The sequence below is a fragment of the Salinarimonas ramus genome (assembly GCF_014645695.1).
GTDB lineage: Bacteria > Pseudomonadota > Alphaproteobacteria > Rhizobiales > Beijerinckiaceae > Salinarimonas > Salinarimonas ramus.
Map to the genome: position 1 here is coordinate 137,576 of NZ_BMMF01000009.1, position 17,230 is coordinate 154,805.

Below are 17,230 nucleotides of genomic sequence, written 5' to 3' on the forward strand. Positions count from 1 at the left end.
GCGAGCCGATGAGCACCATCTCCCGCGCCGGCGACATCGCCGCGCTCTGCGTACGCCGCCCCACATTGGCTGCGGTGATGAGCCTCCTCGTCGTGCTCGCCGGCCTCGCCGCGCTCTTCGGCGTGAGCGTGCGCGAGCTTCCCGACGTCGACCGCCCCGTGGTGACGGTCTCGACCAACTTCCCCGGCGCCACTCCCACCGCGGTCGACACGCAGGTGACGACGATCCTCGAGGGCGCCGTCGCCCGCGTGCCGGGCCTCGCCTCGGTCTCCTCCACGAGCTCGCGCGGGCGCTCGCGCGTCGTCGCGGAATTCGGGGACGACGTCGATCTCGACGTCGCCGCGAGCGACATGCGCGACGCGGTCTCGGGCGTGCGCGGCCGGCTGCCGCCGGACGTCGAGGAGCCGCGCGTGGTCAAGGCGGATTCCGACGGCGAGGCGATCCTGCGCCTCTCCGTCGTCTCGGACCGCCACGCCATCGAGGAGCTCTCGGCGCTCGCCGACCGCCTCGTCTTCGACCGCCTCGCCGCCATCGACGGCGTCGCCGACGTGCAGGCCTACGGGCTGCGCGATCCGGTCTTCCGCGTCACCATGGACGTGCCGGCGCTCAACGCCCGCGGCCTCACCATCGCCGACGTGCGCCGGGCGCTCGAGGGCGTCCTCACCGACGACCCCGCGGGCGATCTGCGCATGCCCGCCTCCACCTTTCTCGTCGAGGCCGGCGCCGCCGCACGCTCGGTGGAGGAGATCGAAGCGACCTTCGTCGATCGCGCGACCCGCGTGCGCGACGTCGCCTCCGTCTCGCTCGGGCCCGCCGACAACGAGACGATCCTGCGCTCGGACGGGCGCGTGGGCCTCGGCGCCGGCATCATCCGCCAGGCGCGCTCGAACGTCATCGCCATCTCCGAGTCCGTGCGCGCGGCGGTGGACGAGCTCAACACCTCGCTTCCCGAGGGGATCACCGTCGCCGTCCGCTCGGACGACGCGATCTTCGTCTCCGGCGCCGTCAACGAGGTGCTCTCCACCCTCGTCATCGCGACGATCCTCGTCGTCGTGATCATCCTGATGTTCTTCCGCTCCTGGCGCGCGACGCTGATCCCGGCGGTGACGGTGCCCATCGCCATCATCGGCACGCTCGCGGCGATCTGGCTGATGGGCTTTTCCGTCAACGTGCTGACGCTGCTCGCCATGGTGCTCGCCACCGGCATCGTCGTCGACGACGCCATCGTCGTCATCGAGAACATCGAGCGGCGCCGGGCCGAGGGCATGGGGGCGCGCGCCGCCGCCGTGCTCGGCACCCGCCAGGTCCTGTTCGCGGTCCTCGCCACCACCGCGACGCTGGCCGCCGTGTTCGTGCCGATCTCCTTCCTGCCGGGACAGGCGGGACGGCTCTTCGCCGAATTCGGCTTCACGCTGGCGGCCTCCGTCGTCCTCTCCTCCTTCGTGGCCTTGACGCTCGCGCCGATGCTGGCCTCGCGGCTCCTGAAGGACGCGGCGCCCATGGCGGACGGCGCGCCGCGCCGCCGCCTCGACCCGTTCGGCGCCGTCGGCACCGTCTTCGTCTCGCTCTACCGCGCGGTCCTCGCCCGCGCGCTCGCGGCGCCGCTCGTCGTGATCACGCTGTGCGCGCTCTTCGGCGTCGCGGCCTGGATCTCGTTCGCGAGCCTGCCGGAGGAGCTGACGCCGCCGGAGGACCGCGGCTTCGTCCTCCTCGTCGTCTCGACGCCGCAGGGCTCGTCCCTCGACTACACGAGCGGCAAGGTCGCCGAGGTGGAGGCGCTGCTCGAGCCCTACGTCGCCTCGGGCGAGATCCAGAGCGTGCTCGCCGTGATCGGCACGCGCGGCAGCGCCAACCGCGCCTTCATCGCCGCCCCGCTCGTCGACTGGGCGGCGCGCGAGCGCGGCCAGCAAGCGATCGTCTCGGAGATCAACCGCGCGCTCGGGGGCGTCATCGGCGTGCAGGCCCGCGCCATCACGCCGAACTCGCTCGGCATCCGCGGCGGCGGCTCGGGGCTGCAGGTGGCCGTGCTCGGCGAGGATTACGACGCCATCACCGACACGGGGCTCGCCCTCGTCGACACGCTGCGCCGCGAGATGCCGCAGCTGACGAACCCCTCCCTCTCGCTGGACATCTCCCAGCCGCAGCTCTCGATCCGCATCGACACGGCGCGGGCCGCCGATCTCGGCGTGAACCCCGCCGACGTGACGCTCGCGCTGCAGACGGCGCTCGACGGCCGGCGCGTGGGCGACGTCTTCGTCGGCGACCGCGCGATCGAGGTGCGGCTTCGCGTCCCCGACGGCACGGTGGTCGAGCCGGCCGACCTGGAGGCGCTGCTGCTTCGCGGCGCCAACGGCGCCCTCGTCCCGCTGTCCGCCATCGCCGACTCGGCGGAGGAGAGCATCCCGCCTTCCCTCTCGCGCGAGCGTCAGCGCCGGGCCGTCACCGTCGAGGCGGGCCTGCCCGCCGACGTGCCGCTGCGCGCGGCGATCGACGACGTCCGGGCGCTCGCGACGCCGCTGCTCCAGCCCGGCCAGACGCTCGCCTTCCTGGGCGAGGCGGCGACGCTCGAGGAGACCTCGCAGGGCGTGGCGCTCACCTTCGCCTTCGCGCTCGCCATCGTGCTCCTGGTGCTGGCCGCGCAGTTCGAGAGCCTCGCCTCGGCCGTCGTGATCCTGATCGTCGTGCCCTTCGGGCTCGGCGCCGCGGCGCTCGCGATGTCGCTGACGGGAACGAGCCTGAACATCTACAGCCAGATCGGCCTCGTGATGCTCATCGGGCTGATGGCCAAGAACGGCATTCTCATCGTCGAGTTCGCGAACCAGCTGCGCGACGAGGGCGCGAGCGTGCGCGAGGCGGCGGAGGAAGCCGCCGCCGTGCGCTTCCGCCCGGTGATGATGACGCTGATCTCCACCGTGCTCGGCGGCCTGCCCCTCGTCCTCTCCGACGGTCCCGGCGCGGAAGCGCGCGCGGCGCTCGGCTGGGTCGTCGTCGGCGGGCTCGGCCTCTCCGTCCTGTTCACGCTCTTCCTCACCCCGGTCGCCTATCTGGCGCTCGCCCGCTTCGCCAAGCCCCGCGCAGCGGAAGCCTCGCGCCTCGACGCCGAGCTGGCCGCGGTCGAAGCGCGTGAGGAGATGCGTGCGCAGGAGCGCGAGGACGAGCGCGAGCACGAACGGGAGCGCGAGCGGCGGTTGGCCGAGGGCGACGTTCGCGAGACGAACGTGCCCGCGGAATGATCAGCCGAGATCGAGCCGCACCACCTTGAGATCCGGGTCGTCCTTGTCCGCGCGGATCTCGAAGCCGAGCTGCTTGCACATCTCGAGCATGGTGCGGTTCTCGCGCAGGACCTGGCCCTCGACATGGGCGAGGCCCTCGGCCTTGGCCCAGTCGATCATCAGCTGCATCAGGCGCCAGCCGAGCCCGATGCCCTTGAGGTCCGAGCGCAGCAGGATCGCGTATTCCCCGCTCTCGTGGTTCGCGTCGGCGTGGAGGCGCACCGCGCCCATCATCTCGCCGGTCTCGGCATCCACCGCCACGAAGGCGATGGCGCGGGCGTAGTCGAGCTGGGTCAGGCGCGCGATGAAGGAATGGGAGAAGTCCTTCACCGGCGCGAAGAAGCGCAGCCGCAGGTCCTCGTCGGTGACGCGCTTGAAGAAGGCGAGGAACAGCTCCTCGTCCTCCGGCCGGACGGGCCGCACGAAGACGGTGCGCTCTGCGGAGAGCTCCATCGTCCGCTCCCATTCCACCGGATACGGCCGCACGGCGAAGCTCGCATGCGGCGCGCTCGCCCGCTTGCCGCTCACGGGCGCGACGGCGACGCGGGCGTCCACCGCGATGACGCCGTCCTTGTCGGCGAGGAAGGGGTTGATGTCGAGCTCGCGCACCTCCGGCAGGTCGGCGGCGAGCTGCGAGAGCTTCACGAGGACGAGCTTCACCGCCTCGATATCGGCGGCGGGCACGTCGCGATAGGCGGCGAGCACGCGCGAGACGCGTGTGCGCGAAACGAGCGTCTGCGCGAGGTTCATGTCGAGCGGCGGGAGCGCGAGCGCCTTGTCGTTGATCACCTCCACCGCCGTGCCGCCGCGCCCGAAGACGATGACGGGGCCGAACGTGTCGTCGTGCGCGATGCCGGCGATGAGCTCGCGCGCCTTGGGCTTGCGCACCATGGGCTGGACCGTGACGCCGGTGATGCGCGCGTCCGGCTTGCGCGCGGCGGCGCGGGCCAGGATCTCGCGCGTGGCCTCCTCGACCGCCTGCACGCTGGTGAGGTCGAGCGAGACGCCGCCGATGTCGGACTTGTGCACGATGTCGGGAGAGAGGATCTTCACCGCCACCGTGCCACCCGCCTCGACGAAGGGCCGCGCCGCGGCGCCCGCTTCCTCCGGCGTGCGGGCGAGGCTCACCGGCGCGTCGGGGATCGCGTAGGCGGAAAGCAGGCGCGAGACCTCCATCGGGTCGAGCCAGGTGCGGCCTTCCACCACCACGGTCTCGACGATGGCGCGCGCGGCGGCGCGATCGGGCGCGAAGTCCCGGGGCAGGCTGGCGGGCGTCTGCATCAGCAGGTCCTGCGCCTCGCGCCAGCGGACGAGGTGCATGAAGCCCTGCACGGCGTCCGCCTCGGTGGCGAAATGCGGGATGCCCGCCGCCTCGAAGGCGCGCCCCGCCTCCGGATGCTCGCCCAGCCACACCGCGAAGACGGGCTTGGCGCGAAACGCCTTCGCGCGATGACGCTGCACCGTCTCCACCACCGCCTGCGCCGCCGCCGGCGCGGAGGCCAGAGCGGTGGGCACGTTGAGGACGAGGATCGCGTCGTTGGCGGGGTCGTCGAGCAGCGCCTCGAGCGAGGATGCGTAGCGCCGCGCATCGGCGTCGCCGATGATGTCGACGGGATTGCCCCGCGACCACGTGTCGGGCAGGACGCCGTCGAGGGCGGTGATCGTGTCCGGCGACACCTCGGCGAGGCGCCCGCCGCGATCGATCAGCCGGTCGACGGCGAGCACGCCGACGCCACCGCCGTTGGTGAGGATGGCGAGGCGGTTGCCGGGAAAGGGTTTTTGGCGCGAGAGCGTCTCGGCGGCGGCGAAGAGCTCGTCGAGATCGTAGACCCGCAGCAGGCCCGCGCGCCGGAAGGCCGCCTCGTAGACCGCGTCCGATCCCGCGAGCGCGCCGGTATGCGTCGCCGCCGCCTTGGCGCCCTGCGCGTGGCGGCCGGACTTGATCACGACGACGGGCTTCGAGCGCGAGGCGGCGCGAGCGGCGGACATGAACTTGCGCGCCGCGTTGATCGATTCGACGTAGAGCAGGATCGCGCGGGTGTTCCGGTCGGCGGCGAAATAGTCGAGGCAATCGCCGAAATCGACGTCCACCTTGTCGCCGAGCGAGACCACCGCCGAGAAACCGACGTTGCGCTGCGCGCCCCATTCGACGAGGCCCGCGGCGATGGCGCCCGATTGCGAGATCAGCGCGAGGTCGCCCGGGAGCGGCGGGTTCGCCGCGAAGCTCGCGTCGAGCCCCGCGCGCGGCGCCATGACGCCCAGGCAATTGGGGCCCACCAGCCGCAAGCCGTGGCGCCGCGCGCGCTGGCGCGCGTCCTCGGCCAACGAACCCGGGCCGTGGCCGAGCCCCGCCGTGATGACGATCGCCGCGCACGCGCCGATCCGCCCCGCCTCCTCGACGATGTCGGGCACGGCGGCGGGCGGCGCGGCGATCACGACGAGATCGGGCGCCTCCGTCATGTCGGAGAGCCGCGCCACGCAAGGCTTTCCGTCGATCTCGCGATGGCGCGGATTGACCGGCGTGATCGGCCCCGCGAAGCCCGCGCGCGAGAGGTTGCGCAGGACGGTGCGCCCGAGCGAGCCCTCCCGCGGGCTCGCGCCGACGAGCGCGATGGAGCGCGGCGCGAACAGCTTGTCGAGGCGATAGGTGCTCATGGTCGGGCTCTCCTCCGGAGGCGGGGCGAGATCAGCGTTCGCATGGGAGACGCGCGTGCGACGGTGCGTCAAGCCGAGGAGATGGAGCAGGGTTCGGCGACGGGCGTGCGACGCGCGGTCGCCGCACGCGCCGCTCCTCGACGTCATCCGCGCACGAGCGACAGGACGAGAGCATCGTAGGTGGTGCCCAGCGCCTCGAGCTCGTCCGCGAGCGTCGCCTGCGAGGCGGCGAGGCCCTCGCGCCGGCTCGCGTGGGCGCGCTCGATCGCGAGGAGCTCGGCGTAGAGCGGCTCGATCACGGCACGCGCGGCACGTCCGGCGGGGCGGCGGCTCGAATGATAGCCGACGATGCGTCCACTCCCGTCGAGGCTCGGCGTCACGTGGGCGAGCACCCAGTAATTCGCGCCGTCGGCGGCGAGGTTGTTCACGTAGGCGAAGACCTCGCGCCGGGCCTCGATCTCCCGCCACAGATGGGCGAAGACGCAGCGCGGCATGTCGGGATGGCGGATGATCGAATGCGGCGCGCCGATCGCGTCCGCCTCCTCGAGCGCCGCCATGGCGAGGAAGGTCGGGTTGGCGTAGGTGATGCGGCCCGTCGTGTCCGTCTTGGTGACGATGATCGCGCCGGGCGGGAAGGGGCGCTCGACGCCCGTCGGGACGACGACGCGATCGAGGCGGCGCGGCGGCCGCGCCCGCGCGGCCCCGCGCGACGGGAAGATGGAACGCATGAACACGGGACCGTGCCTTCCTCGGCCGTTGCGACGCGAGGAAGGCTAGACGGCGCGGGTCGTCCGCGCCGTGATCTCGATCAAGGGCGGCGCTTCAGGAGCCGCGTCTCGCCCGCGGCGGCAGCGGCACGGTCTCGCCGTCGGCTCCCGTGACGGTGGCGAGCGCGAGGAGCTCCTCCTCGGGCGCCTCGTCGGCCTCGCTCCCGTCGGCCTCGCGCGAGAGCCCGAGCTTGGCGTAGACGGCGCTGCCGTGATGGAGCAGGCGGGCGAGCATGCGCGCGCGGGCCGACTCGCCCAGCGGATCGACGCTCACGTAGCGGTCGATGCGCTCGCCGATCATGCCGGCGAAGCGCGCGTCCACCTCCGCGAAGGAGAGCGGCCGGCGGCGATCGCCGCGCTCGTAGAAGATGGTGCGGTTCGCCCGCGCCGCCGCGGCGAAGGCCTCCGCCGCCTTCGCGTCCGGATCGGCATCCTTGGCGGCGAGGAAGATCTCGGCGCCGGCCGGCCCTAGGAAATGCGCGAGATAGAGCTCGTGCGGGGCGAGCCCGCGCCCGATCGCCGCCTCGATGCGGGCGCGATCGCGCGCCAGCATCTCGCCGGCCATGAGCCCCGAGAGCAGCGGATCGCGGCGCAATCCCAGGATCTCGGCACGCCGCTCCTCGTCCTCGACGCGATAGCGCCCGTCCGCGCCGCGGACGATGTCGTCCGCTTCCTCCGAGAGGCCGTGCGCGTCGCCGAAATGGTAGACGACGTCGAGCCAGGTCTGCTCGATGAACTGATAGAGCCCCTCCGCCGAGGAGGTGCTCGCGCCGACGCCCGGGCGCAGGCTCGATTCCTTGTCGGCGAGCGCCAGCATGTAGACGGGGTCGACGCCGGTCCGTGCGGCGGCGCTGCGTACGGCGGTCACGATCCAGCGCTCGACGCGCATGGCGCCGAATCGCACGGTGCGCCGCTCCTCGGCGAGCGCCAGGAGCGCGTCGCGCTTGGCCGCGTAGGCGGCGGCGAGCCGTGCACCGACGCTCTCGCCGAGAGAACCGTCGAGGCTCGGGAACAGGTCGGGCAGAACATGCGTTAAAGCGCCGTCGAGGGCCGTGCTCACGAGCGCCACCGGTGCGAGGCCGGGGACGCAGCAGGGTGCCGGCGTCGAGGCGACGCGCGCCGCGGCAGGCGTCGGCGGAGCCGGCGTGGGCGGGGCCGCGAGCGACCCGGTGACGTCCACGAGGTCCGGGACCGAGGCCAGGAGGTCGGCGACGGGCGCGCGTGCGCCGTTCACCGCCACGAGATTGGCCGCGAGCCCGAGAGACAGGGCCGCGGCGAGACGGATGGTGCCGGAAGCGGCGCCCGTCCCGCGCGCACGAACGCTCTCGCGTCCGCACACGTGCGCTCCGTCGGCAACCGGCCGACGGCCCGCGGCGCCCGCCGGCGCCGTGATCGCATGCGTCATTCCACCCCTCGGAGAAAAGTGCGCCGCGACTCGGGCGCCCCTGAACCGCGTTCAGCCATCGCCCGTCATTTCGGCGGCAATGGGTCAGCGTGGCCGTGCGCGGGTTGCGACGGTCCGTCGCGTCATCGAAAAGCCGCGGATCGCGTGTAGACGATCGGTCCATCGGTCATGCGGTGTGGTCGGGTGGTGCGGGAGGCCTTCATGGGTGCGGGTGCGAGCTTCAACGTCTTCCGCCGCCTCGATGCGCCGGAGCTGCGCTGCGCCGTGCCGGAGGACCGCGCGGTGCCCGCCTTCATCGAGGCCAAGGGCTGGGTGTTCGAGCGCCGTCTCGACGGCGGCACGCCGCGCCCGCGCGGCTTCGACGTCCGCGCCGCCGACGTGGTGGCGCGCTGGAACGGCTTTTATCTCTTCGAGACCTGGGCCCGCGACGAGGCGCGGTGATTCGAGCGCCGGGCCGCGCGCGGGATCAGGCGACGTCCTCGGGGACGAGGGCGTGGAGGGAATAGAGCACGCCCGCCAGCCCAGCGACGATGGCGAAGAGTCGCGTGTCGCCGATCAGCTCCATCACCGAGGGGTAGACCACTCCCATAAGCAGGAGGAGCGAGACCGCGAGGGTCAAGCCGTCGAAGACGCGCTTCACGCCGCCTCCGAGCGAGCGGCCGAGCGGCTTGCCCACTCGGCGCATGCGAATCAGCTCCAGCAGGTAGCCCATCACCACGTATCCGGCCGTGATCGCGAGCGTCCACGCGAAGAGTTCGTTGTGGTCGGCGGGGATCACGCGTGGCGCGCCGATCGGAACTCGAGCACGAGCCCGAGGAGCGCACCTCCCGCGAAAGCCGCCACTTGCATCGGCTCGGGATAGGGAAGCGCGAGCAGATGGGCGGCCGTGCCGACGCCCGCCAGCGCCAGGCCACCGAACCCGATCGCCGCCCGCAGCGCGCGGGGCACCATCGCTTCGCGCCGGCTCTCGCCGATCCGCGCCATTGCCACCTTCCGTCATCACGCGACCGATCTGCACTATGTCGTTGCCGCTCATCGTTCGTCAAGGATGGCGAGGTCCGCTCGGCCCGTGGCGCCGCCCGGCGCTTGTCCGTGCGCGCACGCGCGCCTATGGTCCGCGCGCTCGAAGACAGCTCGGGAGACGCACGCTCTTGGCCATCGCCAGCATGACCGGATTCGCCCGCGAGGCGGGCGCCACGGGCGCCACGCTCTGGGCGCTCGAAGCGAAGTCCGTGAACGGGCGCTCGCTCGACGTACGTCCGCGCACGCCGCCGGGCTTCGACGCCGTGGCCGAGGAGGCGCGCCGCGTGCTCTCGCAGGCGCTCGCCCGCGGCCAGGTGCAGCTCTCGCTGACGCTCCAGCGCGCGGCCGGCGCGCCGAAGGTGCGGGTCAATCGCGAGGTCCTGCAGAGCGTGCTCGACGCGCTCGCCGATCTGCGCGTGCCCGACGGCGTCGCCCCGGCTTCCCTCGACGGGCTGCTGTCGCTGCGCGGCGTCGTCGAGCTCGAGGAGGGGGATGCGACGGGCGATCCCGCGGCGCTCGAGGCGGACCTGCGCGCGGCGTTGCCGCGTCTCGCGGACGCCCTCGTCGCCGCGCGGCGCGACGAGGGCGCGGCGCTCGAGGCCGTGATCGAGGGCCACCTCGCCACCATCGCCGATCTCGTGGCGCAGGCGGAGGCGCATCCCGGCCGCAGCGCCGAGGCGATCCGCGCCCGCCTCGCCGCGCAAGTCGAGGCGCTGATGGAGGCGAGCACCGGCCTCGATCCCGCGCGGCTGCACCAGGAGGCGGCCCTGATCGCGACCCGCGCCGACATTCGCGAGGAGCTGGATCGGCTCGTCGCGCACGTGGCGCAGGCCCGCGCGCTGCTCGCCGAGGGCGGCGCGGTTGGGCGGCGCCTCGACTTTCTCGCCCAGGAATTCGGCCGCGAGGCCAACACGCTCTGCGCCAAGGCCAACGACGTCGCCCTCTCGCAGATCGGGCTTTCCCTGAAGCACGTCGTCGACCAGCTGCGCGAGCAGGTCCAGAACGTGGAGTGACGAGATGGTCTCCGAGGACGCCCCCCGCGACGCGAGCGGCCGCACCCGCCGCGGCGTGATGCTGATCATCGCCTCGCCCTCCGGGGCGGGCAAGTCGACGCTCTCGCGCCTGCTGCTCCAGACCGACAAGGACATCGCCATGTCCGTCTCGGTGACGACGCGCCCGCGCCGCCCCTCGGAGGTGGACGGCGTGCACTATCGCTTCATCGCCGAGCGCGACTTCCTCCTCATGCGCGAGCGCGGAGAATTGCTCGAGCACGCCGAGGTGCACGGCAATTTCTACGGCACGCCGCGCGCGCCGGTGGAGGCGGCGCTGGAGGACGGGCGCGACATCCTCTTCGACATCGACGTCCAGGGCACGCTGCAGCTCTACGAGACCATGCGGCCCGACGTGGCCAGCGTCTTCATCCTGCCCCCCTCCATCGCCGAGCTGGAGAAGCGCCTCGCGCGGCGCGCGGAGGACGATCAGGCCACCATCCGCCGTCGCCTGCGCACGGCGCTCGGCGAGATCGAGCGCTGGCGCGACTACGACTACGTGCTCGTCAACGACGACCTGGAGCGCACCTTCCACGATCTCGAGGCGATCCTGAAGGCCGAGCGCGTCCGCCGCACCCGCCGCGACAACCTCGTGCCCTTGGTGGAGACGCTGACGCGGGACCTGGGCGAGGTGCTGTCGCGGGAGGGGTGAGCGGGCGGGCGGCGCGAGGCCCTCAACGGCGTTCGCCCCCTCCGGTCCGCTTCGCGGCCCACCTCCCCTGCGGGGAGATGCCTGCGTCGGCATGCGGCGGGCCCAAGCGTGACAATGACGCAATAGCAATTTAAGGTGATGCACGCAAACGACCACATGAAGGAGCGTGCATGTCCTGTCGCAATATCTTTCCCGCCCTCGTGCTTGCGGCGGTCATCGTTCCATCGAATGCCCGCGCGGACATCGATCCTCCGGCCGTCTACCACGCCTGCGATGAGGCAGCCGTCGATGTCGGCTTCGCCAGAGCGGGTCTGCCGAGCAGAATTCAGGCGTCGGTCGTCTCGCAGGTTGCTGGAAGATGGCAGGGAACGAGGATGGTCGTTCTCAATGCCCCGACTAACACGGGTCACGTCTTCTGCATGACGACGCTTGAGATGGACGTCAAGCTCTACAAGTTCGATGGGCGCGAAATCATCGCGCGGGACTGAAATCGCCCCCACCGGTCCGCTTCGCGGCCCACCTCCCCTGCGGGGAGGCTTTCCACCCTCACATGTTCGGATAGACCGGCCCGCCGCCGCCTTCCGGCGTCACCCACTTGATGTTCTGCGTCGGGTCCTTGATGTCGCACGTCTTGCAGTGGACGCAGTTCTGGGCGTTGATGACGAACTTCGGGTCTGTCTTCGCCTCAGGATCGGCGTAGACCACCTCGTAGACGCCCGCGGGGCAGTAGAGCCGCGCCGGCTCGCCGTATTTCGGCAGGTTGTGCTCTACCGGCACCTTCGGGTCGAGCAGCACGAGATGGCTCGGCTGGTCCTCCTCGTGGTTGGTGTTCGAGAGGAACACCGAGGAGAGCTTGTCGAAGGTCAGCACGCCGTCGGGCTTGGCGTAGGTCTTGGCCTTCACCTCGGAGATCGGCTTGAGGCACTCGTGGTCGGGCTTGCCGTGGGACAGCGTGCCGAAGAAGGACGAGCCCATGATCTGGTGCGTCCACATGTCGAGGCCGCCCAGCGCGATGCCGGCGAAGGTCCCGTACTTGGACCACATGGGCTTGACGTTGCGCACGCGGTAGAGGTCCTCGCCCACCGCGGAGGCGCGCCAGGCCTCCTCGTAGCTGCCCACCTCGTCGTGGCCGCGCCCCGCCTGCACCGCCTCGAAGAGGTGGTCGGCGCACAGCATGCCCGAGAGCATGGCGTTGTGCGTGCCCTTGATGCGCGGCACGTTGACGAAGCCGCCGGCGTCGCCCACGAGGCAGCCGCCCGGGAAGGAGAGCTTGGGCACCGATTGCCAGCCGCCCTCGACGATGGCCCGCGCGCCGTAGGAGATGCGCTTGGCACCCTCGAACGTCTCGGCGATGATCGGGTGCGTCTTGAAGCGCTGCATCTCGTCGAAGGGCGAGAGCGTCGGGTTCTCGTAGTTGAGATGCACGACGAAGCCCACCGAGACGAGGTTCTCGCCGTAATGGTAGAGCCAGGAGCCGCCGCCGGTGCGGTTGTCCAGCGGCCAGCCGAAGGAATGCTGCACCAGGCCGCGGCGGAAGCGCTCCGGCTGGACCTCCCAGACCTCCTTGATGCCGATGCCGTATTTCTGCGGCTCGCGTCCGTCGGCGAGGCCGAAGCGGTGGATCACCTGCTTGGCGAGGTTGCCGCGCGCGCCCTCGGCGAAGACGGTGTACTTGGCGTGCAGCTCCATGCCGCGGGTGTAGTTCGGCCCGGGCTTCCCCTCGCGGGTGATGCCGAGATCGCCGGTGGCGACGCCGACCACCTTGCCGTCCTCCACGAGGACCTCGGAGGCGGCGAAGCCCGGATAGATCTCCACGCCCAGAGCCTCGGCGCGCGGCGCGAGCCAGCGGCACACGCGCCCGAGCGAGCCGATGAAATTGCCCTCGTTGGACATCAGCGAGGGCATGAACAGGTTCGGCAGGCGCAGGCCGCCCGCGGGGCCGAGGAAGAGGAACTCGTCCTTCTCGACCTCGGTGTCGAGGGGCCGGTCGGGATCCTCGCGCCAGTCGGGCACGAGCGCGTCGAGGCCCGATGGGTCGATGACGGCGCCCGAGAGGATGTGCGCGCCGACCTCGGCGCCCTTCTCGACGACGACGACGGAGATCTCGGCTCCCGTCTCGGCGGCGCGCTGCTTCAAGCGCATGGCGGTGACGAGCCCGGCGGGCCCGGCGCCGACGACCACGACGTCGAAATCCATCGCTTCGCGGGGCGGCAGGTCCGCGGCTGTCGCCTCGGCTGCGGTCTTCGGGGCGTCGTTGTCGCTCACGCGGGCACTCCCTCGGCTGATCACGGTTCAGATACGAACCTTTTCAGCCCGGAGCAAGTTCACGCGCGCTTCAGCCGCGGACGGGCTCGACCTCGACGGCCTTCTTCCAGAAGCCCCACATCAGGTACAGGCCCATGATGCTGAACACCGCCATCAGCACGTAGCTCACGGTCGCGCCGAGCTCGAACAGTCCGGCAATGGCCCAGCCGGCGGCGAGCGCGACGCCGAACACCTCGACGCCGACGAGGATCATCACCGAGACGACGGTGAGGAGGTTGCGGGTGCTCTTACTGCTGGTCTTGCCGCTGCTCTTCGACGTGCTCATGCTCTCGACGCTTCCTCGGCCGTGTCGCGACGCGGAGCCCTCGGCCCCGCCGCGCGAGCGTGTCCTAGCCGCAAAGGCCGCCGCGAGGCAAGCGCCGCCGGCTCGGACACGTGCTCGCGGCCGTCACTCCAGCACGCCGATCGCGTCCTCCACCGCGCGCACGATCGCGCCCGAGCGCACGAGATCGAGCGCCTGCGCCATCTCGGTCGCGTACCAGCGATCCCCGTCGAGCGCCGGCGGGATGACGGCGCGGATCGCGTCGAGCGCCGCCCGCGTGCCGCGGCCGATCGGGTGATCCGGCGCCAGCGGCTCGACGAGGCTGAGCGCCTGCGCCGCCATGAGCAGCTCCAGCGCCACCACCTGCTCGGTATTCTCGACGATGGTGCGCGCCTTGCGCCCCGCCCAGGTCGAGTTCGAGACGTGGTCCTCCGCGTTGCCCTTGCCGGGGATCGAATCGACGGAGGCCGGCATGGCGAGCGTGCGGTTCTCCATGACCAGCGCCGAGGCCGAGCACTGCACCGTGGCGAAGCCCGTGTTGAGCCCCTTCTTGCCGGCGAGGAGATTGCGCGGCAGGCCGTAGCTCATGCCCGGATCGATGAGCCGCGCCAGGCGCCGCTCGGAGATCGAGGCGAGGTCCGCCATGGCGATGGCGAGGAAGTCCATGGCCTGGGCCATGTACTGCCCGTGGAAGTGCCCGCCCGACAGCGACACGTACCCGCCGTTGCCGTCGTCGACGATGAGCGGGTTGTCGGTGGCCGAATTCAGCTCCGTCCCGACGATGCGCTCGACATAGGCCACCGCCTCGTCCGCCGGCCCGTGGACCTGCGGGGCGCAGCGCAGCGAGTAGACGTCCTGCACGCGCGGCGAGGCCGGGGTGCCGGGCGCGCGGCTCTCCTCGGGGAAGACGATGTCTCGCGCATCCTGCGTGACGCGTCGCGAGCCGTCGAGGAGGCGCAGCACGTTGCGCGCGACCTTCATCTGCCCCGGATGCGGCCGGGCGCGCTGAATGCGCGGATCGAAGGCGTCGCGCTCGCCGCGCAGCGCCTCGAGCGAGAGGCAGAGCGCGATGTCCGCCGCCTTGAGCAGGCGCCGCGCGTCGTGGGTCGCGAGCGTCGCGAGCGCGAGCGAGGTCGTCGAGCCGTTGATGAGCGCGGAGGCGTCCTTGGCGCCGAGCGCCACGTCCGGCTCCATCCCGGCCTGCGCCAGCGCCTCGCGGGCGGGCATGCGCCGGCCGCGATAGATCATCTGCGCCTCCGCGAAGCCGCACACGGCACCGGCGAGATGCGCGAGCGGCGCGAGATCGCCCGACGCGCCCACCGATCCCTTCTGCGGGACGACCGGGTGCAGCCCCGCGTTCAGGCAGGCGAGGAGACGCTCGACGAGCTCGACCCGCGGGCCGGAATAGTTGGAGGCGAAGGCGTTGGCGCGCGCCAGCATCATGGCGCGCACCACGTCCTCGGCGAAGGGCTCGCCCACCCCCGTGGCATGGGCGTAGACGGTCTTGGCCTGGTAGGCCGCCATCTCGGCGATCAGCACGCGCTGGTCCTTGAACAGGCCCACGCCCGTGTTGAAGGCGTACATGAGCGGCGCCTCGTCGTGCATCCACGTGGCGTCGATGTAGGCGCGGGTCTCGGCCAGGCGCGCGCGCGCGCCCTCCGCCAGGGTCGCCTGCGCGAAGGCGCCGGCGGCATCCGGCCGCGCCACGGCCGCCGCCGCGTCGATGGTGAGGCTCGCGCCGTCGAGCTCGACGATCATGCCCGTGTCTCCTGATCGAGTTCTCGCCGCGAGCGTTACAGCCGAGCAAGGCGGCTGGCAACGAGGGCTCGTGCGTGCGGCTCACGCTTGACCTCCCGCATTGACCCCGGCGGCCCCGGCGGGCAGCCTGCGGCGGCGATTTCACAGGAGACCCATGCGGATGGAGCATCACATCGGCATTCCCTACCTGCGCGAGGTGATCGTCTTCCTGGTCGCCGCGGGGGTGATGGTGCCTCTGTTCCACCGCATGCGGGTCTCGCCGGTTCTCGGCTATCTCGTCGTGGGCGGCGTGATCGGGCCGTTCGGGCTCGGGCTGCTGGTCGGGGACTTCCCCGTGCTGCACTGGGTCGTCATCGACGATCTCGAAGGCGTGCAGGCGCTGGCCGAGCTCGGCGTGATCTTCCTCCTCTTCGTCATCGGGCTCGAATTGTCGCTCGAACGGCTGTGGGCCATGCGCCGCCTCGTCTTCGGGCTGGGCTCGGCGCAGATCCTGATCACCGGCACGATCATCGGCGTGATCGCGTGGGAGTTCGGCAACTCGATCCCCGCCTCCATCGTGCTCGGCGCCTGCCTCGCTCTGTCCTCCACCGCAATCGTCATGCAGCTCCTGATGCAGCGCCGGCGGCTGGGCACGCCGCTTGGGCGCTCGTCCTTCTCGATCCTGCTGATGCAGGATCTCGCGGTGGTGCCGATCCTGTTCGTGGTGGGCGTGCTCGGGGCGAAGGTCGAAGGCAATCTCGGGCTCGACCTCGCGCTCGCGCTCGGCAAGGCGGCGCTGACGATCGGCGGCATCTACGCCGTCGGGCGCCTCGTCCTGCGCCCGGCTCTGCGCGTCGCCGCGCAGACGAGGAGCCCCGAGATGTTCATGGCGGCGATCCTGCTCACGATCATCGGCATTTCCGCCATCACCGGCGCCGCCGGGCTCTCGATGGCGCTCGGCGCCTTCCTGGCGGGGCTGCTCATCGCCGAGACCGAGTTCCGCCACGAGGTCGAGGTCGACATCGAGCCGTTCAAGGGGCTGATGCTCGGGCTGTTCTTCATGTCGGTGGGCATGGGGATCGACTGGCGCGTCGTCGTCGAGGCGCCGTTCTGGATCTTCGCCTCCGTCGTCGGCCTCTTCGCCTTGAAGAGCCTCGTCACCGCGGGCCTGTGCGTCGCCTTCGGGCTCGGGCGCGCCACCGCCATCGAGGCGGGCCTGCTGCTCGGTCAGGGCGGCGAGTTCGCCTTCATCGTCGTGGGGCTCGCCATGTCGCTCGGGCTGATCCCGCCGGACGTCGGGCAGTTCATGCTCATCGTGGCGGGCCTCACCATGCTGGTGACGCCCCTCGTCGCGCATGCCGCGGAGCGCCTCGCCGCGCGCCTCGCCGGCACGGACGCGCCCTCCCAGCACGCGCTCGAGAGCATGGCGGAGCTCGAGGGTCACGTCGTCATCGCCGGCTTCGGACGCGTGGGTCGCACCCTCGTCGAGACCCTGCAGGCGGAGGCGATCCCCTTCGTCGCCATCGACGCGGACCCCAACGGCGTGGCGATCGCGCGCAAGGAGGGGCTGCCCGTCTATTTCGGCGACGCCTCGCGGCTCGATCTCCTGACGCGCGCCCACATCGCCGAGGCGAGCGCCGTCGTGCTCACCATGGACGACACCAAGGCCGCCGAGGGCATCGCCCGCGCCATCCGCCACGCCTGGCCGATGATCCCGATCTACGCCCGCGCCCGCGACCGCGCCCACGCGCATCGGCTGGTGGAAGCGGGCGCGACGATCGCCGTGCCGGAAGCCTTCGAGGCGAGCCTGCAGCTCGCCGGGCGCGTGCTGGAAGGCTTCGGCATCGGCGAGGAGGTCGTCCGCAAGCGCCTCGACCAGCAGCGCGGGCTCGAAGAGACGCCGTGAGGCGCAGAAGGCGCAGAAGGTCCTTCTCCTTCCCTGTAGGGGAAGGTGGCTCGGCGGAGCCGAGACGGATGGGGCGCGGCGACAGCCGCGTTCCGCGAAGCGGAAGCCCCGGTGCCAGGATGGCCACGTCGATTTCGGCTTTGCCGAACGCGCGTTCCGCGCGCCCCATCCGTCACG

The 17,230-nt window shown here is 71.6% G+C and carries 14 protein-coding genes; 6 read left to right on the forward strand and 8 right to left on the reverse strand.

Annotation, left to right across the window (positions count from 1 at the left end):
• The first annotated feature begins 8 nt into the window (after nucleotides 1-8).
• Nucleotides 9-3,233, forward strand: a complete 3,225-nt coding sequence (locus tag IEX89_RS15700; protein WP_188914188.1) for an efflux RND transporter permease subunit — start codon at nucleotides 9-11, stop codon at nucleotides 3,231-3,233.
• On the opposite strand, the gene IEX89_RS15705 is transcribed toward IEX89_RS15700, so the two are convergent.
• The 3 genes from IEX89_RS15705 to IEX89_RS15715 form a co-directional block, all read right to left on the reverse strand.
• Nucleotides 3,234-5,927 carry a bifunctional acetate--CoA ligase family protein/GNAT family N-acetyltransferase gene (locus IEX89_RS15705; RefSeq protein WP_188914189.1) on the reverse strand — a complete coding sequence of 898 codons (2,694 nt, stop codon included), beginning with the start codon at nucleotides 5,925-5,927 and terminating at the stop codon, nucleotides 3,234-3,236.
• 143 nt (nucleotides 5,928-6,070) lie between these two features.
• Nucleotides 6,071-6,655 carry a PAS domain-containing protein gene (locus IEX89_RS15710; RefSeq protein ID WP_188914290.1) on the reverse strand — a complete coding sequence of 195 codons (585 nt, stop codon included), beginning with the start codon at nucleotides 6,653-6,655 and terminating at the stop codon, nucleotides 6,071-6,073.
• Between the two features lie 94 nt (nucleotides 6,656-6,749).
• Entirely contained in the window at nucleotides 6,750-8,099 is a 1,350-nt protein-coding gene (locus tag IEX89_RS15715) for a lysozyme family protein (RefSeq protein ID WP_188914190.1), read from the reverse strand.
• Between the two features lie 201 nt (nucleotides 8,100-8,300).
• Here IEX89_RS15715 and IEX89_RS15720 point away from each other — a divergent pair, with 201 nt between their 5' ends.
• Nucleotides 8,301-8,540 carry a hypothetical protein gene (locus IEX89_RS15720; RefSeq protein ID WP_188914191.1) on the forward strand — a complete coding sequence of 80 codons (240 nt, stop codon included), beginning with the start codon at nucleotides 8,301-8,303 and terminating at the stop codon, nucleotides 8,538-8,540.
• Between the two features lie 25 nt (nucleotides 8,541-8,565).
• Here the strand turns inward: IEX89_RS15720 and IEX89_RS15725 are convergent, their stop codons facing one another.
• Together IEX89_RS15725 and IEX89_RS15730 are read right to left on the reverse strand one after the other, a co-directional pair.
• Nucleotides 8,566-8,877, reverse strand: a complete 312-nt coding sequence (locus tag IEX89_RS15725) for a hypothetical protein (protein ID WP_188914192.1) — start codon at nucleotides 8,875-8,877, stop codon at nucleotides 8,566-8,568.
• Nucleotides 8,874-9,083: a hypothetical protein gene (locus IEX89_RS15730; protein WP_188914193.1), complete on the reverse strand. Its 210-nt coding sequence runs from the start codon at nucleotides 9,081-9,083 to the stop codon at nucleotides 8,874-8,876. Before IEX89_RS15730 ends, IEX89_RS15725 begins: the two co-directional genes overlap by 4 nt.
• A 167-nt stretch (nucleotides 9,084-9,250) precedes the next feature.
• Here IEX89_RS15730 and IEX89_RS15735 point away from each other — a divergent pair, with 167 nt between their 5' ends.
• The 3 genes from IEX89_RS15735 to IEX89_RS15745 all read left to right on the forward strand — a co-directional run bounded on the left by IEX89_RS15735 (nucleotide 9,251) and on the right by IEX89_RS15745 (nucleotide 11,311).
• Entirely contained in the window at nucleotides 9,251-10,135 is an 885-nt protein-coding gene (locus tag IEX89_RS15735) for a YicC/YloC family endoribonuclease (RefSeq protein ID WP_244645496.1), read from the forward strand.
• A 4-nt stretch (nucleotides 10,136-10,139) separates the two neighbouring features.
• The gene (gmk, locus tag IEX89_RS15740; RefSeq protein WP_188914194.1) at nucleotides 10,140-10,823 is read left to right on the forward strand and encodes a guanylate kinase; all 684 of its coding nucleotides are present in this window, start codon (nucleotides 10,140-10,142) and stop codon (nucleotides 10,821-10,823) included.
• A gap of 170 nt (nucleotides 10,824-10,993) precedes the next feature.
• Nucleotides 10,994-11,311, forward strand: coding sequence for a hypothetical protein (locus tag IEX89_RS15745; protein WP_188914195.1), 318 nt, complete (start codon nucleotides 10,994-10,996; stop codon nucleotides 11,309-11,311).
• A gap of 58 nt (nucleotides 11,312-11,369) precedes the next feature.
• On the opposite strand, the gene IEX89_RS15750 is transcribed toward IEX89_RS15745, so the two are convergent.
• From IEX89_RS15750 to IEX89_RS15760, 3 genes are all read right to left on the reverse strand, one after another.
• On the reverse strand, nucleotides 11,370-13,019 hold the full coding sequence (locus tag IEX89_RS15750) for an electron transfer flavoprotein-ubiquinone oxidoreductase (protein ID WP_188914292.1): 1,650 nt from the start codon (nucleotides 13,017-13,019) through the stop codon (nucleotides 11,370-11,372).
• 139 nt (nucleotides 13,020-13,158) lie between these two features.
• Entirely contained in the window at nucleotides 13,159-13,413 is a 255-nt protein-coding gene (locus IEX89_RS15755) for a hypothetical protein (RefSeq protein WP_188914196.1), read from the reverse strand.
• Nucleotides 13,414-13,536: 123 nt separating this feature from the next.
• A complete protein-coding gene (locus tag IEX89_RS15760) occupies nucleotides 13,537-15,168 on the reverse strand; it encodes an HAL/PAL/TAL family ammonia-lyase (RefSeq protein ID WP_188914197.1) in 1,632 nt (543 codons plus the stop codon).
• 160 nt (nucleotides 15,169-15,328) lie between these two features.
• On the opposite strand from IEX89_RS15760, the gene IEX89_RS15765 reads away from it, so the two are divergent.
• Nucleotides 15,329-17,053: a cation:proton antiporter domain-containing protein gene (locus IEX89_RS15765; RefSeq protein ID WP_188914198.1), complete on the forward strand. Its 1,725-nt coding sequence runs from the start codon at nucleotides 15,329-15,331 to the stop codon at nucleotides 17,051-17,053.
• Nucleotides 17,054-17,230: the final 177 nt, after the last annotated feature.